Here is a 22,845-nt window from a genome sequence, read left to right as displayed (position 1 = left end):
CGTCGACCGCGTCGCCGGCGGCGTGGGTCGCGGCCGGTGCCGCCATCCGGATGTTGCACGCTCCGGCCCTGAAACGTCGTGCGGGCCTCACCGGCTGCCATGTGCCGCGGAGGGCTCGGGGGCTTCGTGGATCGCGGCGGCGGCGCGGGTCCCTGATTCGAGGGCGCCCTGGATCCACGCGTGCCACAGCGACGTGTGTTCGCCGGCGAAGTGGATACGGCCCTCGGGTCTCACGATGTCGCCGTGCAGGGCAGTCTCCTGGCCGGGCTCGAACAGGGCGAAGGCTCCGACCGCGTAGGGGTCGTTGTACCAGGCGTGCGAGGCGCCGCCCTCGACCTCCCGCAAGACCTCGGGGTGGATCTTCGCGACGTCTTTCAGCGCCAGCGCTATCCGTTCGGCCGGGCCGAGGGCTCCCCACCGGGCGGCGTCCTGGCCCCAGGTGTAGCTCGCCAGCAGGACGCCGCGCTCCTCGTCGGCAGGTGCATGCGACGGGTAGACAATGCGCCGGATGGGCAGATCGGTGGGTGTGGCGCCGCCGGTGCCGTGGTGCTGCTCCCAGAACCGGTGGCGAACCTGCAGCAGGATCTTCGTCGACGGGTTGTAGTTGAGCGAGCGGATGGCCCGGTACTTGCCCTTGGACAGATGCGGCACGAAGTCCAGGTGACGCAGTACGCCGAAGGGCACCGTGCAGATGCAGTAGTCGCCGGACTCGGCGTACGTTCCGGAGGCTGTCTTGTAGTGGACGGTGACGTGGTCGGCATTCTGATCGACGGCGACGACCTGGGCGCCTAGTCGTACTTGCCGGCGAAGCCTTTGGTAGAAGGCGTTCGGCAGCAGATCCATGCCGCCGGCAATCTCCTGCATGTCCTCGAAGGCGCGGCCGAGGATCTCCCGCAGTTGCTCGACCACTGAGGCGCCCAGGTTGGCCTCGCGGTAGCTCAGTACTCCGAACAGCTCTACGGCACCTTCCGAGAAGCCCTGCTGTTTCAGGAAATCGCGGATCGAGTACTGGTCGTACAGCCGGCCGAGGATCGTATGTGCTGCCTCGCCCTTCTGTTCGTACAGCTCGCGGACCTCGCGGGTCGCCTCCGCCCAGAGCTCGGCGTAGGTCCGACCGCGCTCGTGCGCGGCGAGTTCGAACGGGATCAGCGACGGATCGCGGTCGAGTTGCTCCAGCGTCATCCTGCGGCCGGCGAGATAGACCGGGGCCCTGGGGTTGTCCATCACGAACGGCCGGAGCTGCAGCCCGAACAGGTGGCAGTACTCCAGGGTGAGCCGATGGACCCGCGGGATCCGCATCGCGCCCGCCTCGGCGTACAGACCGGGTGCGAAGCTGCGCAGGGTGTAGATCCGGCCACCCACCCGGTTCTGGGCCTCGAGGATCACCGGCTCGTGCCCTTGCCGGGCCAGTTCGAACCCGGCGACCAGGCCGGCCATCCCCGCGCCGATGATGACCACTCGCTTACGCAGGCCGGGGCGCGGCTCGAGGCCGGCGGGCACCGTTCGCAGCACCGTCGCCGGTATCGGCGGTGCCAGCGCCGGGGACGGCATGCCCGGCAAGGAGCCGATCGTCGCATCCCCCATGGCTCTGATGATCGGCTCGTGTGCGGCCGATCGCAATGACGAACCAGCCGACCGCCGCAGGTCGTCGTACGATCCAAAGGAGGAGTCGGAACGGGGCAAGCTGTGACGGGGATCGAGCGGTCAGCGACGACGCGCGGTGCGAGCGCCGCGTGGATTCGCGTCGCCGTCTGGGCGTTGCACCTGGTGATTCCCCTACTGGCCCTGTGGTTGCTGGTCAGCCGACCGCGGTTCGACGTGCACTGGGAGCACCACGGAGCCCATTTCGCCCTCGTACTGGTGACCGCCGTTGTCAACGTCGTTCTCGCCGTGGTGATCAGCCGGGCCGCGGCTCGCCGAGACGACGCCCGGCTGTTCCTGGTCTCGATCGCCTTCATGATCAGCGCGGGATTCCTTGGTCTGCACGCGCTGGCGACGCCGCAGGTGATCCTGTCGGGTCCGAATGCCGGGTTCGTGTTCGCCACCCCGGTGGGGCTGGCCTTGGCCTCGGTTCTCGCGGCCGCCTCCTCGCTCGAGCTCGGTCAGACCGGCGCCGCGCGGGTACGGCGGCTCAGGACACCGCTGCGAGTGGTGGTGTCGGCCCTGCTCGCCGCCTGGGGAGTCCTGTCGCTGGCCGGCCTGCCCCCGCTCGACCGGGCGATTTCACCACAGGAGACGGCCGGGCCGCTGCGGTACGCCGCCTTCGGTGGCACGGCGCTGTATTTGTACGCCGCGCTGCGGTACTTCGGTCTCCATCGCCGCCGTCCCGCGGTGATGCTGATCAGCATCACGACCGCCTTCGTGCTGCTCGCCGAGGCGATGATCTCGGTGGCGTACGGGCGGAACTGGCAGGCGTCGTGGTGGGAGTGGCACCTGCTGATGACCGCGGCCTTCGCGTTCGTTGCCTATAGCGCCTATGTCCAGTACGTCCGGGAAGGATCGCCGGCCGGGCTGTTCCACGGCGTCGCCCTCGACCGCACGATCGAGCAGATCCGGGAGGACCACGCCGCGGCCCTGGAGGAGATGGCGACCGCGATGCAGCGCCAGGCCGAGGGGCAAGAAGGTGAGCCGGTGTCGCGGGTGGCGACCCGGTTGGCGGCCCGATTCAACCTCACCGAACGGCAACTGGAGGTGCTCGAACGCGGCGCCGGCGCGCTCGGCTCGGAACGGACCCAACGCCAGCGCCTCGGGGGACTGGTCCGGATCGGCCGCGATGCCCGCGTCATCCGCGACGAGGCCGAGTTGCTGACTCGCGCCATGGACATCGTGGCCGACGCCTTCGCCCCCGATCGGCTCACGCTCGCCCTCGTCGGCCGCGACCTGGGCCCTTCCGGTGCTCCTGATGTCGAACGCGACGAGGCGCTGAGGTCCCTCGAGCCGGTCGAAAGCCCGGACGGTCACCGGTATCTGGTGCCGCTGGACGTGAAAGGCCATGCGGCCGGAGTGCTGGAGGCAAAGCGGACGTACGCCGCCTTTGGTGAGGTCGATCGCTCCTTGCTCCGCTCACTCGGCAGCCAACTGTCGATCGTGCTCGAGAACGCGCGGCTCTATCACCAGCTCGACGGGCTGTTCCGCTCGTACATGTCACCCGACGTGGCCACGGCGCTGCTGGCGGATCCGAGCCAGGCCGGCCTGGGCGGCTCGATCGCCGAGGTGAGCGTGCTGATGGCAGACCTGCGCGGATTCACCCCGTACGCCGAGCGGACCGCTCCGGACCAGGTCGTTGCCATGCTCAACGCGTACTTCGGTGCCGCGGTTCCGGTCATCCTCGAACAGGGCGGCACGATCGTGCAGTTCGTCGGCGACGAGGTGATGGCGGTCTTCAACGCCCCGGTCCGCCAGGCCGACCACGCCGCCCGTGCGGCCCGGGCGGGGCTGCGGCTGCAGCAGGCGACCGCGCAGGTGGCGGCCGGGCGGGACTGGCCGCCGTTCCGGGCCGGGGTCAACAGCGGGCCGGCCCTGGTCGGCAACATCGGCAGCGCCGAGATGCGCAACTTCACCGCCATCGGGGACACGACGAACCTGGCCGCCCGCCTGCAAGCCCTGGCCGAGCCCGGCGAAGTCGTGATCGGGCCGATGACGCGGGAGCTGCTCGGCGATCGTGCCGATCTGCGCCCGCTCGGCCTGGTCGGTGTGAAAGGAAAGAGCGAGCCGGTCGCTGCGTTTGTCCTCGAAGCGTTGCGGGGGTGACCTGATGGCTGACTGGCCACTGCTCGCATCGCTCACTCCGGAAGCCCGCCGTCAGCTGCTCGCGAGCGGCAGACACCGCCGGTTCGCACGCCGCGAGGTGATCTTCCACGAGGGCGATCCGGGCGACTCCCTTCATCTGGTCAAGCGCGGTCATGTCGCCATCCGCATCACCACTCCGCTAGGTGAGGTGGCCACCCTCACCATCGTCGGTCCCGGCGAGGGGTTCGGTGAGCTGGCGCTGCTCGACGACGCGGCTACTCGTTCCGCGACCGCCGTCGCGCTGGAGCGGACCGAGACCTGGACGCTGAACCGGGCCCAGTTCAACCGCCTCCGCGCCGAAGGAGCTGCCATCGACCAGGTCCTGATCGACCTGCTCGCCGACTATGTACGCCGGCTGTCCGAGCATCTCGTCGAGGCTCTCTATCTGCCCGCGGACAAACGAGTGGCTCGCCGCCTCCTCGACCTGGCCGGTACCTACGGCGACGAGCCCGAGATCCCGCTCACCCAGGAGGATCTCGCCAACCTGGCAGGCACCTCGCGGGCGACCGTCAACCGGGTGCTGGGTGAGTTCGAACGCGACGGGGTGCTGGTCGTGGCTCGCGGCCGGGTCACTGTGCTCGACGCGTTGAGTCTGGCCAAGACCGCCCGCTGACATGGCGAAACCCCTCTCCGCTACGGCGGAGAGGGGTTTCGGCAGCTCAGCTCACGCGGGTGGCGCGCAGGTTGAGGTAGTAGATGCCACCCCCGCCCTCCAGGTAGCGGGTGGAGATGGTCGACTGACCCTTGAGCGGAGCCTTGGCGGCCAGATCGGCCGGCGAGAACGCGAAAGTGTCGGTCTTCATCAGGTCGTCCTCGAGGTACTCCATTGCCCACTTGACGCCTTCAGCGACGTACGGGATCGCCTTGGTCACCCACGGCGGTGCGCCGGCCGCCGAGGCGATAAAGCCGGCATAACCGAAGTACTCCGCAGCCTTGGCCTGGTTCGCGGTCATGTCGCCCTGGTCCTTCTCCCACAACTGCACGGACATTCCGACGCCGTTGGGCGCGTAGTCGCCCACGCCGCAGTTGCGCCACAGGCAGCCCTCGGTCGAGGCGAAGGGGTGGGTCTCACCGGTGTCGACGCCGGAGAAGACCTTGGTCTGGGTCGTCCTGGCGGTGCCGGCGGTACCGACCGAGCTGAAGTTCCAGAACGGTTCGTCCGAGCCTAGGTTGTAGCTGCTCTCGTCGGCCGCCCTGAACGTCTCGGCCTTGATCGTGTACTTGGGTGCGATCGAGCACGGGTTCGTCGCCTGACGGACCATCCATGTCATGTTGTTGGTCTCCAACCGCTCGGTCACTACGTTGCCCGAGTCAACGCTCAGCTTCAACTGGACGAAACAGCCGGTGCGGGGGATCCGGAACGAGTCCGTCCGGGATCCGTGGTACGCGATGCTGCCCATCGACCTGGTGGCGACCACCGTGGTGCCGTCAACGCGGAAGGTGTTGGTGAACGGCGCGGTGTAGGTGTTCCCGAAGTTCTGCACGGTCACGTCGACCTGCCACTCCGAGGTTCCGTACGGCGTCACCTTGGCGCTGGTGCCGGCCAGGTCCAGGTACGTCCCGGCTGGATCGTCGTCGATGGGAGGCGGTGGCGGACCGCCGTCGAAGGCCGACGCGGGCAGTGCGGCGCCGACCAGTCCGGCCAGGCCGAGCACGCCGGCTGCGAACGCTCGGAAGAGTCGGGTGTTCTTGGTGGTGTTCATCGGGTCCTCCTCAGTGGGAAAAGCGGATGACTCGATGGTGGGGCGGCAGAATCGTGGCGTCGTTGACGTCGGTGACGAACGAACTGTCAAAGTGCTGACACTTCGGCAGTTGGTTGACGGAGGCGACCTCGGTGATGAGGAGGGTGGCGGACTGGGGTTAGCCGCAGGTGGAACCGCAGCGGCAGTAGCCGCCCTTGGCGACCGCGCGGCGTCACTCGTGCGTGGTGGCGGCGTGTCAGACGGCCTGGGAATGACAGGATGGGGCCGTGACCGATGAACGGATTGTGGGGACGCCGCACGGTGAGGCTCGGATCGTGGCGCATCGGGCTCGGCGGCCGGTGGCGACGCTGGCGCTTGGTCATGGGGCCGGTGGTGGGATCGAGGCCGGGGATCTGGCCGCGCTGGCCGCACGGTTGCCGAAGCTGGACGTGAACGTGTTCCTGATCGAGCAGCCCTGGCGACGCGCCGGGAAGAAGGTCGCGCCGGCGCCGAAGATCCTCGACGAGGCCTGGATCGCGATCATCGGGCAGCTCCGGATCAGGACCCCGCTGGTGCTGGGCGGGCGCAGTGCGGGAGCGCGCGTCGCCTGCCGGACGGCCGCGGGGCTGGGCGCGTCCGGAGTACTGGCGCTGTCCTTCCCGCTGCATCCGCCGGGCAAGCCGGACAAGTCACGGGTCGACGAGCTGCAGAGCTCGCGGCTGCCGACGTTCGTAGTACAGGGGGAGCGGGACCCGTTCGGTACGCCGGAGGAGTTCCCGCCGCTGACCGAGATGGCCGTGGTGCCGGACGGTGACCACTCGTTCAAGGTCCCCAAGCGCGCGGAGCTCACCCAGGACGAGAGCTTCGAGCTGCTGGTCGAAGCTGTGTTCGAATGGGTGACCCGGGAGATCTCCGGCTGAACCAGCCCGCCGGGCCCGGGAATGACCTGGTGGCGGGTCTTGTTGTGATGAGCATGACGGTGACGAGTCTGGCTCCTGCGCGGAAGAGCGCGAAAACCCCGGTATTCTCAGTAGTGATGCCGACTCCCACGACCACCGAGACACCCGAGCAGCGGACCGAGCGCTTCGAGCGTGAGGCCCTGCCCTTCCTCGATCAGATGTACGCCGCGGCGATGCGGATGACCCGCAACCCGGCCGACGCCGAAGACCTGGTCCAGGACACCTTCGCGAAGGCGTACAGCTCCTTCCATCAGTTCACGCCGGGCACCAACCTGAAGGCGTGGCTGTACCGGATCCTGACGAACACCTTCATCAACGGATACCGGAAGCGGCAGCGGCAGCCCCTGCAGTCGCCGACCGAGGAGATCGAGGACTGGCAGCTCACCGCTGCCGAGTCGCACACTCCCGGTGGTCTGAAGTCGGCCGAGGCGGTGGCTCTCGAGCACCTGCCCGACTCCGACGTGAAGTCGGCCCTGCAGGCGATCCCGGAGGACTTCCGGCTGGCCGTGTATCTGGCCGATGTCGAGGGGTTTGCCTACAAGGAGATCGCCGACATCATGGGGACGCCGGTCGGTACCGTGATGTCGCGGTTGCACCGTGGCCGGCGCCAGCTGCGCGAGCTGCTGGCCGACTACGCCCGGGAGCGGGGCCTGATCCCCGCGTCAGACGATGCGCCGGCGGACGGTTCCGCGGCGTCGGCCCAGAAGGAGAAGTCGTGAGCTGCGGCGAGAACCACGATGTGAACTGCAGCGAGATCCTGGAACGGGTCTACGTCTTCATCGACAACGAGCTCGAAGGCGCCAGCACCGACGAGATCCGCCAGCACCTCGAAGAGTGCGCCCCCTGCCTCGACGAGTACGACATCGAGCGCTGCGTGAAGAAACTCGTCCACCGCTCCTGCGGCGACGAACACGCCCCCGACGCCCTCCGCCAGAAGATCCTCCTGCGCCTCACCCAGATGCGCATCGAGACCACCACCCTCACAGACTGACCCCCGAAAGGCCCGGCCCACGCCGGGCCTCTTTCTTTGCCTGCTGCGCGGATGTCGAGAATGGCGACAGCGTTCCGACGTCCCCGGCAGAAGGTGCGCCGCCGGCGTACCGATCAGGTGGAGGTATTCAGGTGAAGTACGTGGTTTTGATCCACTCCAGCCCGGAGCCGTGGGGTCACCCGACGACGGCGTACACCGCCGAGGGCCGGCAGTTGCCGGCGGACCAGCGAGAGAAAATGGACCGGGACTTCGAGGTCTTGATGACGGAGCTCCGCGCGTCCGGGGAGTTCCTCTGCGCCGAAGCCCTGGGGGATCCGGCTCAGTCCCGTCTCTACACGGCCGGCCCCAGCGGGCCGGTCACCACCGACGGCCCGTACGCCGAAGCGAAGGAGCAGTTGGCCGGGTTCTTCCTCCTTGACTGCGCAACCCAGCAGCGCGCTGAGGAGATCGCGGCTCAGTTCATCTCGCCCGGCGACACGGTGGAACTCCGTCCGGTGGTCTAAGACGGGTTGTGTTCGCCGAGGAGGGCCTGGGCGGTGGACTCGTCGTTGGGGAAGAGTGGGTGAAGGGTGCTCACGGCCTGGTGCCAGGCAGTGGTGGCGCCGGTGAGGTCGCCGGTGGCGGCCCGGATCTTGCCCAGCTCGATCAGCAGTTGGCCCTCGCGCTGCTGGTTGCCGTAGGCACGGGCCAGGCGCAGTCCGGCTTCGGCCTGTTCGGTGGCAGCGGTGTGGTCGCCGATGGCCAGGTAGGTGGTCGCCAGGTACTGCAGACCTTCCGCCTGTGCGTTGCCGTCCTTGAGGTGCGCGAAGCCGTCGATGCTTTTGAGCAGCATCTCGGAGGCCGCCGTGTGGTGGCCGGCCTCCATGTAGGCCTGGCCGCTGATCTGGTGGCGTTTGGCCAGGGACCGCGGGTTGCCCAACTTCTCCGCCAGCGTGACGCTCAGGTCGAACGACTCCCGGGCGAGGTCGTGGTCACCGCGCCGGCTGTGCAGCCTGCCCAGTGCAAGGTGGCTGATGCCGACGACACTCTGGTCGCCGATCCGAAGGCTGATGGCCAGCGCCTCCTCGGCCCACTCGAGCGCCTCGTCCAACTGGCCCATCAGCTCGACGACATAGCTCAACGAGGTGCAGCAGCGAGCCTGGCCGGGTAGGTCGGAGATCGCCTGGAACATCGTCAGGCTCTCGCGCAGGTGCTCGAGCGAGGGGGTGAGGTCGCCTCGCTCGGCGTCGGGAATGGCGAGGTCGTGCTCGAGCCAGGCGGCCAGCCGGTCGTAGCCGAGGTCGGCGGCGATCTCCCGGCCGAGGCGATCGATCGCCCGCATCTCGATCCACCGGGAGCGCACCTCGACATAGCCGAAGAGCGCGAGCGCGAGTTCGGGGACGAAGCTCCGCAGTACGGCCGATTCACTTGCCTGCTGGACGAGTCCGAGGATGTTGTCCCGTTCGTGGTCGAGCCGGGCCAGCACTGCCGGGGCATCGGGCATCACCGGGAGCGGGCGCACGGGAGGGCTGGCCAGCGGGAGCCGGCGGCTCTCTGGATGAGTGAGCTGCTGACCGTGCCAGGCCACCGCGGTGTAGTGCTGCAACACCCGGGTCAACGCGTCGGTGCGGGCACCTTCGGACAGGCTCTGTACGCCCTGTTCTCGCGCGTAGGTACGGATCAGGTCGTGCATCCGGTACTGCCCGGGCAGCCCGGACGAGAGCAGGTTGAGGTCGACCAGGCGCTCCAGGATCTGCTCGGCGGCGGCCTCGGAGACGTCGAGCAGGTGCGCGGCGGTGAGCGTGCTCAGGTCCGATCCGTCGGGCAGACCGAGCAGGGCCAACGCGGCAGCGGCCTCGCGATCGAGCTTCTGGTTGCTGTTGGCAAGGAATTCCGCCGTACCGGCGATGTTGGCCCGTACGCCGGATTCGCCGGTACCGAACTCGTCCAGCCGCCGGTGCTCATCGCGCAACTGGCGCACCATGTGGTGAATCGGCCAGGTCGGCCGGGCGGCGAGCCGGGCACCGATCAGTCGGACCGCCAACGGCAGCCAGCCGGTCAGCTCTGCGATGGATCGGGCCGCAGCACTCTCGGCGGCGACCCGGTCACGACCGGCGATCGTGGCCAGCAGCTCGACGGAATCGGCCTCCGACAACGGGGTCAAGGCGATCTGCCGGAACCCTGGCAAGGTGGTCAGCGCCCGTCGGCTCGTCGCGATGACGGCCGAGCCAGGAGCCCCCGGCAACAAGGGCAGCACCTGAGCCGCGCTGTTGGCGTTGTCCAGCACGATGAGCACCCGTTGACCGGCCAGCCGCGATCGGTACAGCCCGGCGAGCTCGTTCATACCCGTGGGAACTGTCCGGTCGTCGTCGAGGCCGAGCGAACGGATCAGCTGGCTGAGTGCCTCGACCGGGCTCAGCGGCGTACCAGGGCCGTAGCCACGGAGGTCGAGGTACAGCTGGCCGTCCGGGAAATCGTCGCCGACGAGGTGGGCGACATGCACGGCCAGCGCGGTCTTACCCACGCCGCCCATGCCAGTGACCGCGGCCAGCTGGACCGTCCCCGGCCGATCGTCGCTCGCCTGGAAGACCTGGACGAGATCCGCTACCTCGACGGCGCGGCCCGTGAAGTCCGAGAGCGCCGGAGGGAGCTGCCGGGGCAGCACCCTGGGCGGTTCGGGAGGCGGTGGGGCCTTCTGGACCGGTCGCCGCGGGACCTTCGCGGCCAGTAGCAGTTGGCCGACGGCGTCAGCGCCGAGGTCGAGAGCCCCGGCCAACGCCTCGATCGTCTCGACCCGAGGCCGCCGGCGAGTGCCCCGCTCCAGCAGGCTGATCGCCTGCTCACTCAACCCAGCCTTCTCAGCCAGACTCGCCTGAGTCAGGCCGGCGTCGATCCGGTACCTCCGCAGCAGATCGCCTAACGCCTCCACAGTCAGCACCCCGCGCCCTTCGCCCGGGCAAGCTGTTCTTTGCGCAGATCGTCGGCCGCAGCAATCATGCCTTCCGCTTCGAAGATCTCGATCGCCTGCAGACGGGTCCGCTTGGCGGCTGCTGGCTTGGCGGTGGCGTCTTGGATAGCCGCCAAAGTGGCGAGCAGCCAGGCTTGACGATGGCTGTCAGCGTGGAGCTCTGTCAGCCGCAGACCCTCGCGGACGTTCCGCTCCGCCACGCCATAGTTCGCGCGGTCGAGCTCGGCTTGACCCCGATTCTGGAGGGATTCGGCCAGGCCGACAGGATCCTCGACTCTACTGAACAGGCTGAGCGCCGCGTTGAGGTGCTCGATGTATTGGTCATAGAAGCCGGAGGCCAGGTAGCTGGTTGCTGCGACCCGGTGGCGCCGCGCCATCGATCGATCGTTGCCAGCCACCTCGGCCAGTTCGAAGCAGGCCTGGAAAGCGGCCGTAGCGTCAGTACTACGTCCTACTCGGTTGTAAAGGACCCCGAGTGCCAGGTGGCTGGTGCCGAGCGCAGCTAGGTCGCCTTCCTGCTGCGCCAGCTTAAGGCCGCGCTCACCCCACTCGATGGCTTCGTCCAAGTGATCGAGACGCTCGCAGACGTGGCTCAGCGATGAGCAGCTGCGCGCAAGCCCACCGGTGTAGTGGGCGGTTTGGAAGAGGTCCAGAGAACGCAGTATCCGAACGCGAGCCTGTTCCAGATGCCCTTGCTCAACGTCGGGGATGGCGCGATCGTGCTCGAGCCAACCCCACGTGACCGGGTCGTCCTCCGGACGGCCCGAGGCCAGCGCGAGATCGAAGAGAGACCGCATCCGCAGCCAATACGCGCGGATCTCCAGGTAACCGAACAGTCCGAGTGCCAGCGACGGACCGAATCGTTGCGCCTGCCCCGGCAATGCCGAAGCCTTCTTGTAGAGGTCGAGGATCGAGTCGTACTCGGCATCGAACCAGACCAGCGCCTCGGCATGGTTGGTGAAGAGCGGCACACCGGTGAGATCGAGCTCCTCGGTCGGTTGCCGCACGCTCCAAGGATGGGTGACGCGTTGCGCCTGCCAGGCGGCCGCGACGTAGTACTGCAGTCCGCGCTCGATGGCGGCTGCGCGCTCGGCGTCGCGTTCCCTGACTGAGAGGCGCTCGCCGGCGTAGGTCCGGAGCAGGTCGTGCATCTGGTAGCGCTGTGGGCCGATCGAATCCAGCAGATGCAGGTCGACGAGGCGTTCGAGCAGTTCCTCCGTGGTCCGCACATCCCTGTCCAGCAGCCGGGCTACCAAGGGCGCCGAGATCTCCGGGCCGTCCGCCAGGCTCAACAGATCGAACGCGACAGCGGCGTCGCGATCCGCCGCACGGGAACTCGTGCGGAGCTCGTTCAGCGAGGACGCGAAGGTTGCCCGGACGCCGGAATGATCGAGTCCGAGCTCGTCCAGGCGACGGTGTTCGTCCTGGAGTTGGTCGACGAAGTGCCGCAGCAACCAATTGGGCCGCGCATTCATCCGGGCACCGACCAGCCTCAACGCCAGCGGCAGCCCACCCGTCAGCTCCGACAGTTCCCGGGCAGAGGCTTCCTCGGAGGTCACCCGCTGTTCGCCGGCAACACTCGCCAGCAGCCTCAGCGATTCGGACGTTGTGAATGTCGACAGCCGGACAATCCGGCTGCCTGGCAATGTCGCCAGGAAACGGCGGCTGGTGATGATGGCCGCCGACCCGTTGCCACCGGGAAGCAGCGGAACCACCTGATCTACCGAGCTGGCGTCGTCCAGCAGAACCAGCATCCGTCGCCCCGCCATCCTGGATCGGTACAGCCTCGCCATCTCGTCCAGCCCGTCCGGGATCGCGTCGTGCCGAACGCCGAGAGAGCGGAGCAGTTGCCCCAACGCCTCGGTGCTGGTCAACGCGGCGCCGGGGTCGTAGCCGCGAAGCGCGACATAGAGCTGACCGTCGGGGAAGCGATCCTCGGTGAGCTGCCCGGCTTGAACGGCCAATGCCGTTTTGCCGATGCCTCCCATGCCGGTGATGACGAGGCGGACACTCGAGGCCCCGGCTTGTTCGAGAGCACCGAGCACCTTGTCCAGTTCACCTTCGCGGGCGGTGAAGTCGGCAACGGACTGCGGCAGCTCCCACGGCGCGAGGGTGGAGCGTGGGGGCGACTGCGGCGGGGAGGCGCTTGATGTCCGGGCCGCGGCAACGAGTTCCTGCTCAGCGCCGGGGTCGAGCATCAGCGCCGTACTGAGTGCGTGGATGGTCTCGGCGCGCGGGCGTCGCCGGGAGCCACGCTCCAGCAGGCTGACCGCCTGCTCGCTGATGCCCGCGAGCTCGGCCAGACCGGCCTGGGTCAGCGAGGCGGCGAGCCGGTGGCGTCGCAGCAGTTCGCCGAATGCGACCGCCATGCGAACCACCTCCCCGTGACCGGACTTCGCGAACGCAAGCGAAGCATCCGCTCGCTAACTGTAGGGAAGTTCGCCGACAGTGTGCTCGCGGTTATCCACAGTTGGGATGAGCGGGCCCTGCCGATCGGTGCCGTCGACACCGTTCTGGGTGTCCGGAGGCCGCAGAAGAGGCCCCGTCAATGGTTTCGACAAAAGCGGTTCATAACAATCGGTGCAGCATTGGTGACAAAACTATTCCGACACAATAGCGGGGAGTATCCGGGATGGGACACTGAGTACACGAAACCAGTTCGGTCAGTGGTCTTGTTGTGACATGTGACCAAATTGCAAAGACCCCGGTTTTCACCGGGGTCCTCGCTGTCCGTAGTCGCCTGAGTCAGGCGTTAGGGCGCTTGCCGTGGTTCGCGCCCTTCTTCTTGCGTGCGCGACGCTTGCGGCCGGTCTTGCCCATTTGAAAGCCTCCTTGTAACAACTGCAAAGAGTCACAGTCTCTCATACCACGACGGTTCGCTCGAACAGTGCAGCGAGTCGCCTGCTGGCTTACAGTGTTTCGCGCGCAGGTCTGATGAGCAAAATATTGATCAGTCAGCGATGTGCTGTCTGCCCCCTGTGCCCGTTCCCCGACTGGCGCAAGACCGCGACCGCTGATCGGAGGTGACGTATTATGTCCGGTGACGCCTGGGACTGGTGATCCTTCTGACATGGAGGGCTGAATGCCGTCGCGCCCTCGGATGAGGATCCTGCCGCTTGTTGTCGCAGCCACGGCATTGGCTGCTGCCGGCTCACTGGTGCTGGCTATCACACGCACCCAAGAGCCTCTTGTCGTTGCAGGCTTCTGCCTGCTCGCGCTGGTAGCGAGTGCGCTCCGCTCGGCGCACACCCAGCGCCAGGTCGAGTTGGTCTCGGTCGTACTGGCAGCTGTGTATGTCGTGGCCGGACCTGCCGCGGCCGTCGTGGTCGCCGCCGCCGGGTCTTTCGCGCAGGCCCGAGCCCCACTGATCAAAAGGATCTTCAACAGCGCGCAACGAGTTCTTTCGGCAGCCGGTGCTGCCGTTGTCTACACGGCCCTCGGCGGGCCGGTAGGGGACGAGGTCTTCCACCGGGTGCCGGATGCAATGATCGCGATCACCGCCGCCACCTTCGCGCTGCTGGTGGTGAACGCGGTCCTGGTGGCGATGGTGCTGGTGCTTGAGCGCGGTCGTCACGCGGTGGCCGAGTTTCTTCGCCATGTTGTCCGTACCACCGCGGCGCCCCTGCTCGGATACGGCCTGCTGGGTCTGTCGATGGCCGTGATCTGGCTGGGCGGATTGAACATCTTCGCCGCGTTTCTGATCCTCGGCCCTCTCGTGGTGGCCAGGTGGGCGCTCTCGCAGTACGAAGCCGAGCGGCGGGCGCAGGCCTCGGCTCTGCGTGCCTTCATCCAGTTGATCGAGGTGAAGGATCTCTATACCCGTGGTCATTCCGAACGGGTGAGTGAAGGCGTCGGCATGCTCGGCAGGCACCTCAAGCTCAGCGAGGACCGGCAGAACGCCCTGGAGCATGCCGGCCTCCTGCACGACGTGGGCAAGGTCGGGGTGCCCACCAGCATCATCCAGAAGCCTGGCCGCCTGGATGACTCCGAGATGGACGCGATCAGGCTTCATCCGGCCCGGGGCGTCGAACTGATCGGGAACATCCCGTTTCTGGAAGAGGTCAAGTCCGCAGTCCTGCATCACCATGAGAAGTACGACGGGACGGGATACCCGGCCGGCCTCAATGGGACGAACATCCCGTACTTCGCGCGCATCATCGGCATCGTCGATGCCTTCGACTGCCTGACGTCGACGCGGTCCTACCGTCCCGCTCGCGGCGTCGAAGAGACCCTGGCCATCCTGGAGCAGGACAAGTACTCGCACTTCGATCCCCAGCTCGTGGACGCCTTCGTCCGGGTCATCCGTGCCAACGGCTGGCATGCTGCCGCCGTGGACCAGCCCGCACCGGACGAGACGGTTCAGTTCAGCATCGACCACGATGATCTGAGCCTTGGCAAGGGGGGCGGCGCGTCCGGCTCCGCGGCCGGGCCCCGATGATGAGTTCCATGGACATCGACCGGTTCGGCACGCGCGGCCCGGGCAGTGGCCTGATCATCCTGTTCGCCGGCGCGGCGCTCGGGCTGGCGGCGTTCCTGGTGACCTTGCGCCATGGCATCACCGAGTGGTCCTTCGCCATCACCTTCGGAATCCTGATCGCCATCGGCGAGATGGTGCAGTTCAGTGTGGACCGCGATCGCAACCGCGCTCCGATCGCGACCAGCGCGGCGCTCGGCTATGCGATGCTGCGCGGTCCGGCCCTGGGCATCCCTCCGGAGCTGGCCCAGATCATCACCGTGGTGGGCTTCGCCACGATCCTTGGAGTCGTTCCGAGGGCGATAGCCGGTCTTCGCTGGGACATCGTCGTATCCACCCGGCGGGTGTTGTCCGTGGCGTGCGCAGCGGCAGCTTTCTCCGCTCTCATTCCTGACGACCACAGCTGGGACCGCACCTGGGGGACGTCCCTGCCGGTGGTCCTGGCGATGCTGGCCGGCGTTCTCACGGCCGGTCTGGTCGACGCCCTGATCGGGGCCGGGCAGGTCACGGAGCGCCTCAACAAGCCATTCCCCGCGGCGCTGCGTGACGAACTCGTGGTGATGGGCCGGATAGGCATGGCGATGGGGGTCGGTGGTGTCCTGCTGGCGGCCAGTACGTCGCTCGTCGGGTTGTGGGCGCCGCCGTTGGTGGTGGTGCCGTTGTTGTTGACTCAGTTTGCGTTCAGGCGGTTCGCGTCGGCTCAGCGGACGTATCGGACGACGGTGCGGTCGATGGCTCGGAGTACGGAGATCGCGGGGTTCAGTAGTCCGGGGCAGAATGCGCGGACGGCGAGTCTGGCGGTGGCGATCGGGAATGATCTGGGGCTGACGCCGGCGCGGATGGAGGCGTTGGAGTACGCCGCCTTGCTGTCCGGGGTCGGGCAGTTGGCGTTGGCGGATCCGAGTCCGGGTGGGGCTTCCTTGTTGCGGAGCCGGGAGGAACGGCAGCAGGCGGCCGAGATCGGCGCCTCGATCATCGAGCGGTCCGGCGTACTGGATCACGTCGCGGAGATCGTCCGGCACTCCAACGACCCGTACCGGCATGGGCGTGCGAACAACTCCGACATCCCGGTGGAGAGTGGCATCGTCAACGTTGCGCTGGCCTACGAGCAGTTGGTGGGTGAGGGCAACGGCCAGACGCCGGGCAAGGCGATGGAGAGTATCGGGCTGGGGATCGGCGCGGAGTACGACCCGGTCGTGGTGGAGTCACTTCGCCGGGTGGTCGGGCGCGGCTTCCGGTTCTAGATCTTCCCAGCTGGGTATCGGCTCGACCGGGATTCGTCCGGTGCCGCCCATTCCGGCGTACAGGAGAAGGCCGGCGCCGGCGGCGATCAGGACATCGCCGGGGCTGACCGCCTGACCCATGCCGGGTAGGGCGACCGGTACGACGTCTCCGAGCCAGGGGAGCCGGGTCGAGGCGTCGGCGAGTTCGTGGCGCGGGTCCTCGGTGTATGCCTCGATGCCCGCCCGGGCGAGTGTTGCCAGGGAGACGGGCATTGCGCCGTTCAGTGCGACCACGAAGGCGTTGCAGGCGAAGCCGGCCGCCAGTAGAGCCACTCCGGGCCGCCGCAGATTGAGCCGGAGGAAGACGCCGATGCAGGCGGCGGAGCCGACCAGGCCGACGGGGTAGGCGATACCGCCCGTCAGAGAGCCCAGGATCTGCCCAGTGGCGGCCGCAGCGAGCCAGTGCAGCCCAGTGAGGGCGTTGTCGGCCAGGTCCGTGAGGCGCCCGCCCGTCAGCAGTGCCGCCCCCGCGGCGAGCAGCATGACGAGCAGAACCAGCAACATCCGTGTGATTCTGCCCGCCATGGCCCGTCAAATCGCCGTACCCGGCTCCTTAGCGTGTCGGAGCAACCACTACCTGTGCCGGTACTACGCCTTGGCAGGCGACGGTCCGCCCTCGTCCAGCAACTCGGGCAGGTCCTTCACGCCGGGGTCGCCCGCGTCCGCGAGGTAGTCCGACGGGTGGGTGGTGTCCTTGCCGTCGGCGACCCTCAACGCCCGCAGCAGCAGCGTCAGCGCGATCGTGATGATCAGGTTGATGCCGAACGCGGTGAGCCCGATGTAGACCATCGTGTCGGTGAACGGGATGTTCGCCAGCGAGCCACCGAAGTGCTTCTTGGTCGCCGGGTTGACCACGTTGTACGCCGTGATCGTGCCCCAGATCATCGCCACCGCCCAGCCGGTCAACAGCGCCCACTTGTGGAACCAGCGGGTGAACAGGCCGACCACGATCGCCGGGAACGTCTGCAGGATCCAGATGCCGCCCAGCAGTTGCAGGTTGAGCGAGACCGTCTTGTCCATCCCGAGCACGAAGACCAGCGCGCCGAACTTCACCAGCAGTGACGCGAGCTTGGACACCTTGGCCTCCTGGGCCGGGGTGGCGTCCTTCTTCAGGAAGTCGCGGTAGATGTTGCGGGTGAACAGGTTGGCCGCCGCGATCGACATGATCGCCGCCGGGACCAGGGCGCCGACCGCGATGGCGGCGAAGGCGATTCCGGCGAACCAGGCCGGGAATTCCTGGTCGAACAGCCGCGGAATCGCCAGCTGCGGGTTCGCCAGCCCGTCCAGGCCCTTCACATTGACATTGGCTTTGATCGCCATGAACCCGAGCAGTGCGAGCAGGCCGAGCAACAACGAATAGGCCGGCAGGATCGCGGCATTCCGCCGGACGACGTTCCGGTTCTTGGTGGACAAGACGGCCGTCACCGAATGTGGATACATGAACAGAGCGAGCGCGGAGCCGAGCGCCAGGGTCCAATACGCGGAGTAACCCGATTCGCCCGGGATGAATGCGCCGGTCGGCTTTCCGGTGGTCGGGTTCTGGGTTTCCATCTTCGTTTTCGCGGCGTCGAAGATCGACTCCCAGCCGCCGAGCTGGCCCGGCAGGTACAGGATCGCGGCGCCGATCACCAGGTAGATCAGGCCGTCCTTGACGAACGCGATCATCGCCGGCGCCCGTAGCCCGGACGAGTAGGTGTACGCCGCGAGTACGGCGAACGCGATCAGCAGCGGAAGGTCCTTGGCGAGCACGTTGTCGCCGCCCAGACCCATCGTCTCGAAGACCGCCTGCATGCCGACCAGCTGCAACGCGATGTACGGCATCGTCGCGAGGATGCCGGTGACGGCCACCGCCAGCGACAGGCCGCGGCTGCCGTACCGGCCGCCGACGAAGTCCGCCGGGGTCACGTAGCCGTTGCGATGCGAGACCGACCAGAGCCGGGACATGAAGATGAAGATGATCGGGTAAACGATGATCGTGTACGGCACCGCGAAGAAACCGCTGATCGCGCCGGTCGCGTACATCGCGGCGGGGACGGCGATGAACGTGTACGCCGTGTAGAGATCTCCACCGAGCAGGAACCAGGTGATGAACGTGCCGAAGCCACGGCCGCCCAGACCCCATTCGTCCAAGCTGTCGAGCTCACCGGTACGCCGCCAGCGCGCGGCCATGAACCCCATCACCGTGACACCGAAGAAGATCGCGATGACGATGGTCAGCTGAACCCAGTCGACGTCGTTCACCGGTTGCCCTCCTTCTTGCTGGACCCGGCGTCGAGGCCCGATGCGGCCCGTCGCCTACGCTCCTCGCGCATCACCAGCTGGTAGGAGATGCTCACTGTGATCGCGGAGAAGAGGACCCAGAGGAGCTGGTACCAGTAGAAGAACGGAAAACCCCATAACCGGGGTTCGTCCTTGGCATAAGTGGAGACTAAAAGCGGAACGATCACTGACAGCACCAGCAGTATGCCGGCGATCCAGTACGCGGGTCTGACCGCGGCAAGCTTGGACACAGCAACCTCCTCGGGACACGGCGCGCGGTGAAGGTTACCGTTCGCTGACGCACAGCGACTAGACCTTCAGGGTGGGGTATGGATACGGACGCAGCGTGGAACGTACGACGGGTGGTGCTGTCGGTGCTGTTCCTGCTGATCGTTGCCCTGCCGCTCTATCCCGAGCTCTACGGCCTCGACGAGGTCACCCCGTTCACCCAGCTGGTGTCCTTCCGGCCGCAGCTGCTGGTACTGGTCCTGATCCTCGGCGTCGCGATGCTGCTGCGCTGGAACTGGCGGATCGCGGCCGGGCTGGTGATCCTGCTGGCGCTGACGGGCGGCGCCCTGATCGCTCCGCGGGACCTGTCCGACCCCGACCTGCCACCGCCCGGCACCCGCGTACTGACCGTGATGGTCGCCAACGTGCTGGGCGGCGGCGCCGACGCGGGGGAGGTGGCCAAGCTGATCCACACCAACCAGCCGGACATCGTGTCGTTGCCTGAGGCCCAGGTCGACGTACGGCAGGAGATCGAGGCCCATCTGCAGGGCATGAGCTACTACGGCTACACCCAGCAGGCCAACGCGGCCGTCGAGAGCGCCACCAGCGTGCTGGTCTCAGCCGCCCTCGGCAACGTCCAGTTCGACTCGGACAAGCTCGACACCGGCAAGGTCAGCTCCCAACAACCCGGTACGCCGAAGCCGGGCGCGGGCGACCCGGGCGCCGAGACGATCGGCCCGGTCCAGCAGACCACCACGCAGTTCGGCCACATCATCATCACGGGCGGCAACCTCGGCAAGCTCCGGCTGATCGCGTACCACGGCTACCCGCCGCTGCCGTCGGCCGTGACGACCTGGAAGCAGGACCTGCACGTGGTGAAGGGCTGGTGCTCATCCGGGCTGGAGACCATCCTGGCCGGCGACTTCAACGCGACGACTGACCATGCCGACTTCCGGGCGGCACTCGGCCGGAACTGCAAGAGCGTGGCGCCGTCGTCGGGGGCCGGCCTGCAGGGCACGTGGCCGGCGGATCGGCCGGCGTTGTTCCGGACTCAGATCGACCATGTTGTTGTCTCCGCCGGGCTGGCGCCGGGCAAGTTCAAGACTTACGAGATCGAGGGGACGGATCATCGCGCGGTGATCGCCACGGTCGCCGTACCGAAGAGCTGAAGGTACTCCCCACGCCTGCTCCGCGGTCCGCTCCCGCGTCGCGTCCGCGTTCGCTTGCTCCCGCCCACCCGGTGCACGGGCTCCTGCGTCGCCCGCTCGGTGAAGGCGATAGGTGGCGGTCCGTCTCGGTTAGCTGCCCTGGTTGCCGGGCGGCCCGGCGTACGGGGTGGCGACGTTGGGCACCGGCCAGGTGCCGGTTCGGCGATCGGGTGCCTGGTCGGTGCTCAAGGTGGTCTGGTGCTGGGGTGGGTGCTCGACTTTGGGCACCGGTCAGGGGTTGATCGGGGGCGTGGAGTGGCTGGCGGGTGCTCAAGGTCGCCATCGGGGCTAGTGGGTGCTCGCGTATGCCGGATCATGTCGGCTCGGTGCGGCAGCCCGCCTGCCACCAGAACGCCAACTAGAGCCTCCCCTCGGCGCCGGCTCGCCACGCATACGCCTTCACCAAGCGGAGCAGGCGTGGGGGAGCTACTTCAGCTACCGCTCGCGGCCGGCCGGTAGATATACGGCTGCGACGAGCGGACCGCCTCGGTCAGCATCAGCAACATGTCTGCGCGCGCCTCGATCGGCCGCCCGAACAGCTCGTCATCGCCCGGGATCGGGAAGCCCTTCACGCCGATCGCCAACTGGCTGAGCAGCACGTGCAGTACGCCGCGGGCGTTGAAGACATTCGGCGTCGGCCACTCGGGCAGCGTCTCGTGCATCAGCGGCTGCTGGGCTGCCGTCGCCGCGACCGGCTTCAGCCAGCGCTCTAGTTCGTCGCTGGTCAGCATGTTGCGGTGCAGGATTGTCATCACCGCGTGGGCGACCCGGTCGTGCTCCTCATGCACCCACCGGTACTGCGTGTCCTTCACGATCCGGTCGGCGAGTACGTCGAGCAGCGCCCGCAGTACGCCGGGGTCGCAGTGCCGGGAGCGGGCCAGCGCGCCGATCGCGTCGGCGCCGTGGGCAACGGCATGCGCCCAGCCGCAGTCGGCGACGTACCCGCGCAGGTCGCGTTCGCGGAGCAGCCAGGTGGCCAGCCGGTCGCCCCAGCGCATCACCACCTCGTCGTGCACCAGGAACTCGGCGTTGTCGCGGTGGATCACCTCCGCGAGGGTCAGCGCGGTGAAGGAGCGCCGGAACACCGTGTCGGTGCCGTCCTCCCCGAGCCCGTAGGCGAGTCCGGCGCAGAGACCGTCACCGAAACCGGGCAGCAGATCGTCGTAGACCCCGCGCTCGAGCCAGGTGGCGAGAGTGGGATAGGCCAGCGCGTCCCGCACCTGCGGGTTGGTACTGGCCAGGCCGCGGACCAGCTCCTCGGTGAGGTCGTTCAGCGCACGGTCGCGGGGTACCGCGTAGTCCGCGGCCATCACGTCCTGCCAGTACGTCGACTCCACCGATGCATCCTTTCACTTGGCCTTGCTCAATCAACACCCATCCACCGCCTTCTGTCGAGCCTGTCCAACTCACAACAGGCCAATCACCTAGGCTCAGGACCGTGCCGTCCTTGACCGATGTGGCGCGGAACCACACGACGCTGGACCAGGCGGACCTGGACCGGCTGCAGCTGCTGGTGTCCGACTGGCAGATGCTTGCCGACCTGTCCTTCGCCGACCTGGTGCTCTGGCTGCCCGATACCGAGGGGCTCGGGTTCTGGGCCGGTGCGCAGATGCGGCCGACCACCGGGCCGACGGCGTACCTGGACGACATCGTCGGCAGCTTCATCCCGCGCGACCGCCGGCCGCTGCTCGACCAGGCCTACGACGGCGGCCGGATCTGCCGCGAGGGCGACCCGGAGTGGCGCGACGACGTACCGGTCCGGGTCGAGACGATCCCGGTACGCCGGGACAGCCGGGTGATCGCCGTGATCGCGCGCAACACCAACCTGCTCGGCGTCCGGACCCCGTCGAGGCTGGAGATCGCCTACCTGCAGAGCGCGACGGATCTGGCCCGGATGATCACCGACGGCATCTTCCCGTACGGCGGGGAGCGGCTGCTCTCGACGACGCCACGGGTCGGGGACGGGTGTATCCGGGTCGATCGTCACGGCATGGTGACGTTCGCGAGCCCGAATGCGTTGTCCGCCTATCGCCGGATGGGGCTCGTCACCGACCTGGTCGGCAGCCGGCTGAAGGACGTCACCGGTGAGCTGATTCACAGTGGCCAGAAGGTGGACGAGGTCCTCGCGTCGGTGCTCACCGGCCGGGCCGCCCAGGAGATCGAGATCGAGAACTCCGACGCGACCCTGTTCCTGCGAGCGATCCCGCTGCGCGCCGAGGGCGAGCATGTGGGCGCGCTGATCCTGCTCCGCGATGTGACGGAGCTGCGGAGCCGGGAGCGGGAGCTGGTCACCAAGGAGGCGACCATCCGGGAGATTCATCATCGCGTCAAGAACAACTTGCAGACCGTCGCCGCGTTACTGCGAATGCAGGGAAGGCGCATCACTGTGCCGGAAGCCCAGTCTGCGCTGGCCGAAGCCGTCCGCAGAGTGGGATCGATCGCGATCGTGCACGAGACGCTCTCGGAGTCGTTCGACGAGCACGTGGACTTCGACGACGTCGCCGACCGGGTCGCCGCGATGGTCGCCGACGTGTCGACGGTGTCCACCGAGGTCCGGATCAGCCGCACCGGCAGTTTCGGCGTACTGGACTCCGAGGTCGCGACACCGTTGGCGATGGTGCTGACCGAGCTGATGCAGAACTCAGTGGAGCACGCCTTCAGCAGCCGGTCGACCGAAGAAGTCACGGGCAGCATCGAACTGGCCGCCCAACGGTCGGTGGGGCGACTGCGGGTGGTGGTCACCGATGACGGCAAAGGGCTGCCTGCGAACTTCGATTCCGAGACGTCCGGGAACCTGGGGTTGTCGATCGTGCGCACGCTGGTGATCGGCGAACTCGACGGAGTGCTCGAGTTCCACCCGCGCCACGACGGCCCCGGCACTACGGTCGTCCTCGACTTTCCGGTCAAGGAGTAGCTCGCTATCCCTGAACAGCCGTGGGTCCTTGTCCACAGTTCTTCAGATACAACGCTTCTCTTCAGAGACAACACTTCGCAGTACTGCCTGGGGAATCGGCTGTCTGGAATC

Annotated in this window: 20 protein-coding genes; 10 read left to right on the top strand and 10 right to left on the bottom strand. The window is 67.6% G+C overall.

Annotated elements, in window-relative coordinates:
• Window positions 1-87: 87 nt before the first annotated feature.
• Window positions 88-1,584 carry a flavin monoamine oxidase family protein gene (locus A3ES_RS0124530; protein WP_020389492.1) on the bottom strand — a complete coding sequence of 499 codons (1,497 nt, stop codon included), beginning with the start codon at window positions 1,582-1,584 and terminating at the stop codon, window positions 88-90.
• 102 nt (window positions 1,585-1,686) lie between these two features.
• On the opposite strand from A3ES_RS0124530, the gene A3ES_RS51500 reads away from it, so the two are divergent.
• Together A3ES_RS51500 and A3ES_RS0124515 are read left to right on the top strand one after the other, a co-directional pair.
• The gene (locus A3ES_RS51500; RefSeq protein WP_051084791.1) at window positions 1,687-3,750 is read left to right on the top strand and encodes an adenylate/guanylate cyclase domain-containing protein; all 2,064 of its coding nucleotides are present in this window, start codon (window positions 1,687-1,689) and stop codon (window positions 3,748-3,750) included.
• A 4-nt stretch (window positions 3,751-3,754) separates the two neighbouring features.
• Complete coding sequence (locus tag A3ES_RS0124515) at window positions 3,755-4,402, top strand: Crp/Fnr family transcriptional regulator (protein ID WP_020389490.1); 648 nt, start codon at window positions 3,755-3,757, stop codon at window positions 4,400-4,402.
• A gap of 46 nt (window positions 4,403-4,448) precedes the next feature.
• Here A3ES_RS0124515 and A3ES_RS0124510 read toward each other — a convergent pair whose 3' ends face one another.
• Window positions 4,449-5,492, bottom strand: a complete 1,044-nt coding sequence (locus tag A3ES_RS0124510; RefSeq protein WP_020389489.1) for a CARDB domain-containing protein — start codon at window positions 5,490-5,492, stop codon at window positions 4,449-4,451.
• A gap of 266 nt (window positions 5,493-5,758) precedes the next feature.
• Here A3ES_RS0124510 and A3ES_RS0124505 point away from each other — a divergent pair, with 266 nt between their 5' ends.
• From A3ES_RS0124505 to A3ES_RS0124490, 4 genes are all read left to right on the top strand, one after another.
• Window positions 5,759-6,391 (top strand): alpha/beta hydrolase family protein, encoded by a 633-nt coding sequence (locus tag A3ES_RS0124505; RefSeq protein WP_020389488.1) that lies wholly within the window; start codon window positions 5,759-5,761, stop codon window positions 6,389-6,391.
• Window positions 6,392-6,507: 116 nt separating this feature from the next.
• Window positions 6,508-7,149: a sigma-70 family RNA polymerase sigma factor gene (locus A3ES_RS0124500; RefSeq protein ID WP_020389487.1), complete on the top strand. Its 642-nt coding sequence runs from the start codon at window positions 6,508-6,510 to the stop codon at window positions 7,147-7,149.
• The gene (gene rsrA, locus A3ES_RS0124495; protein WP_020389486.1) at window positions 7,146-7,421 is read left to right on the top strand and encodes a mycothiol system anti-sigma-R factor; all 276 of its coding nucleotides are present in this window, start codon (window positions 7,146-7,148) and stop codon (window positions 7,419-7,421) included. Before A3ES_RS0124500 ends, rsrA begins: the two co-directional genes overlap by 4 nt.
• A gap of 131 nt (window positions 7,422-7,552) precedes the next feature.
• On the top strand, window positions 7,553-7,924 hold the full coding sequence (locus A3ES_RS0124490) for a YciI family protein (RefSeq protein WP_020389485.1): 372 nt from the start codon (window positions 7,553-7,555) through the stop codon (window positions 7,922-7,924).
• Here the strand turns inward: A3ES_RS0124490 and A3ES_RS0124485 are convergent.
• The 3 genes from A3ES_RS0124485 to A3ES_RS57145 all read right to left on the bottom strand — a co-directional run bounded on the left by A3ES_RS0124485 (window position 7,921) and on the right by A3ES_RS57145 (window position 13,188).
• Complete coding sequence (locus tag A3ES_RS0124485; protein WP_020389484.1) at window positions 7,921-10,338, bottom strand: ATP-binding protein; 2,418 nt, start codon at window positions 10,336-10,338, stop codon at window positions 7,921-7,923. The genes A3ES_RS0124490 and A3ES_RS0124485 overlap by 4 nt on opposite strands.
• Entirely contained in the window at window positions 10,332-12,737 is a 2,406-nt protein-coding gene (locus A3ES_RS48245; protein ID WP_020389483.1) for a helix-turn-helix domain-containing protein, read from the bottom strand. Before A3ES_RS48245 ends, A3ES_RS0124485 begins: the two co-directional genes overlap by 7 nt.
• A gap of 376 nt (window positions 12,738-13,113) precedes the next feature.
• On the bottom strand, window positions 13,114-13,188 hold the full coding sequence (locus tag A3ES_RS57145; RefSeq protein ID WP_369759046.1) for a 50S ribosomal protein bL37: 75 nt from the start codon (window positions 13,186-13,188) through the stop codon (window positions 13,114-13,116).
• A 262-nt stretch (window positions 13,189-13,450) separates the two neighbouring features.
• Between A3ES_RS57145 and A3ES_RS0124475 the strand changes: the two genes are divergently transcribed.
• Window positions 13,451-14,806, top strand: a complete 1,356-nt coding sequence (locus tag A3ES_RS0124475; RefSeq protein WP_237745042.1) for an HD-GYP domain-containing protein — start codon at window positions 13,451-13,453, stop codon at window positions 14,804-14,806.
• An 8-nt stretch (window positions 14,807-14,814) separates the two neighbouring features.
• Complete coding sequence (locus A3ES_RS0124470) at window positions 14,815-16,086, top strand: HD-GYP domain-containing protein (protein ID WP_020389481.1); 1,272 nt, start codon at window positions 14,815-14,817, stop codon at window positions 16,084-16,086.
• On the opposite strand, the gene A3ES_RS0124465 is transcribed toward A3ES_RS0124470, so the two are convergent.
• The 3 genes from A3ES_RS0124465 to A3ES_RS0124455 all read right to left on the bottom strand — a co-directional run bounded on the left by A3ES_RS0124465 (window position 16,048) and on the right by A3ES_RS0124455 (window position 18,635).
• Window positions 16,048-16,629, bottom strand: coding sequence for a DUF5317 domain-containing protein (locus A3ES_RS0124465; RefSeq protein ID WP_237745041.1), 582 nt, complete (start codon window positions 16,627-16,629; stop codon window positions 16,048-16,050). The two genes, A3ES_RS0124470 and A3ES_RS0124465, sit on opposite strands and share 39 nt — an antisense overlap.
• 84 nt (window positions 16,630-16,713) lie before the next feature.
• Window positions 16,714-18,366: a monocarboxylate uptake permease MctP gene (gene mctP, locus A3ES_RS0124460; protein WP_020389479.1), complete on the bottom strand. Its 1,653-nt coding sequence runs from the start codon at window positions 18,364-18,366 to the stop codon at window positions 16,714-16,716.
• Entirely contained in the window at window positions 18,363-18,635 is a 273-nt protein-coding gene (locus A3ES_RS0124455; protein ID WP_020389478.1) for a DUF3311 domain-containing protein, read from the bottom strand. Before A3ES_RS0124455 ends, mctP begins: the two co-directional genes overlap by 4 nt.
• Before the next feature lie 78 nt (window positions 18,636-18,713).
• Between A3ES_RS0124455 and A3ES_RS0124450 the strand changes: the two genes are divergently transcribed.
• On the top strand, window positions 18,714-19,781 hold the full coding sequence (locus A3ES_RS0124450) for an endonuclease/exonuclease/phosphatase family protein (RefSeq protein WP_040455390.1): 1,068 nt from the start codon (window positions 18,714-18,716) through the stop codon (window positions 19,779-19,781).
• A gap of 129 nt (window positions 19,782-19,910) precedes the next feature.
• On the opposite strand, the gene A3ES_RS54250 is transcribed toward A3ES_RS0124450, so the two are convergent.
• Window positions 19,911-20,048, bottom strand: coding sequence for a hypothetical protein (locus tag A3ES_RS54250; RefSeq protein ID WP_020389476.1), 138 nt, complete (start codon window positions 20,046-20,048; stop codon window positions 19,911-19,913).
• Between the two features lie 203 nt (window positions 20,049-20,251).
• Window positions 20,252-21,157 (bottom strand): DUF2785 domain-containing protein, encoded by a 906-nt coding sequence (locus A3ES_RS0124440; RefSeq protein ID WP_020389475.1) that lies wholly within the window; start codon window positions 21,155-21,157, stop codon window positions 20,252-20,254.
• Window positions 21,158-21,258: 101 nt separating this feature from the next.
• Between A3ES_RS0124440 and A3ES_RS0124435 the strand changes: the two genes are divergently transcribed.
• On the top strand, window positions 21,259-22,734 hold the full coding sequence (locus A3ES_RS0124435) for a sensor histidine kinase (RefSeq protein WP_020389474.1): 1,476 nt from the start codon (window positions 21,259-21,261) through the stop codon (window positions 22,732-22,734).
• Window positions 22,735-22,845: the final 111 nt, after the last annotated feature.

The sequence above is a fragment of the Kribbella catacumbae DSM 19601 genome (genome assembly GCF_000372465.1).
Classification (GTDB): Bacteria; Actinomycetota; Actinomycetes; order Propionibacteriales; family Kribbellaceae; genus Kribbella; species Kribbella catacumbae.
Note: the sequence above shows the minus strand (reverse complement) of the source record. Positions and strands in the feature narration are given on the sequence as shown.

What these genes read in the sequence shown, in the direction of transcription:
- A3ES_RS0124530 (WP_020389492.1), bottom strand. Translation starts at nt 1,584, where the DNA reads ATGGGGGATGCGACGATCGGCTCCTTGCCGGGCATGCCGTCCCCGGCG.
- A3ES_RS0124515 (WP_020389490.1), top strand. Translation starts at nt 3,755, where the DNA reads ATGGCTGACTGGCCACTGCTCGCATCGCTCACTCCGGAAGCCCGCCGT.
- A3ES_RS0124510 (WP_020389489.1), bottom strand. Translation starts at nt 5,492, where the DNA reads ATGAACACCACCAAGAACACCCGACTCTTCCGAGCGTTCGCAGCCGGC.
- A3ES_RS0124500 (WP_020389487.1), top strand. Translation starts at nt 6,508, where the DNA reads ATGCCGACTCCCACGACCACCGAGACACCCGAGCAGCGGACCGAGCGC.
- A3ES_RS48245 (WP_020389483.1), bottom strand. Translation starts at nt 12,737, where the DNA reads ATGGCGGTCGCATTCGGCGAACTGCTGCGACGCCACCGGCTCGCCGCC.
- A3ES_RS0124475 (WP_237745042.1), top strand. Translation starts at nt 13,451, where the DNA reads ATGCCGTCGCGCCCTCGGATGAGGATCCTGCCGCTTGTTGTCGCAGCC.
- A3ES_RS0124470 (WP_020389481.1), top strand. Translation starts at nt 14,815, where the DNA reads ATGGACATCGACCGGTTCGGCACGCGCGGCCCGGGCAGTGGCCTGATC.
- A3ES_RS0124465 (WP_237745041.1), bottom strand. Translation starts at nt 16,629, where the DNA reads ATGTTGCTGGTTCTGCTCGTCATGCTGCTCGCCGCGGGGGCGGCACTG.
- A3ES_RS0124450 (WP_040455390.1), top strand. Translation starts at nt 18,714, where the DNA reads ATGGATACGGACGCAGCGTGGAACGTACGACGGGTGGTGCTGTCGGTG.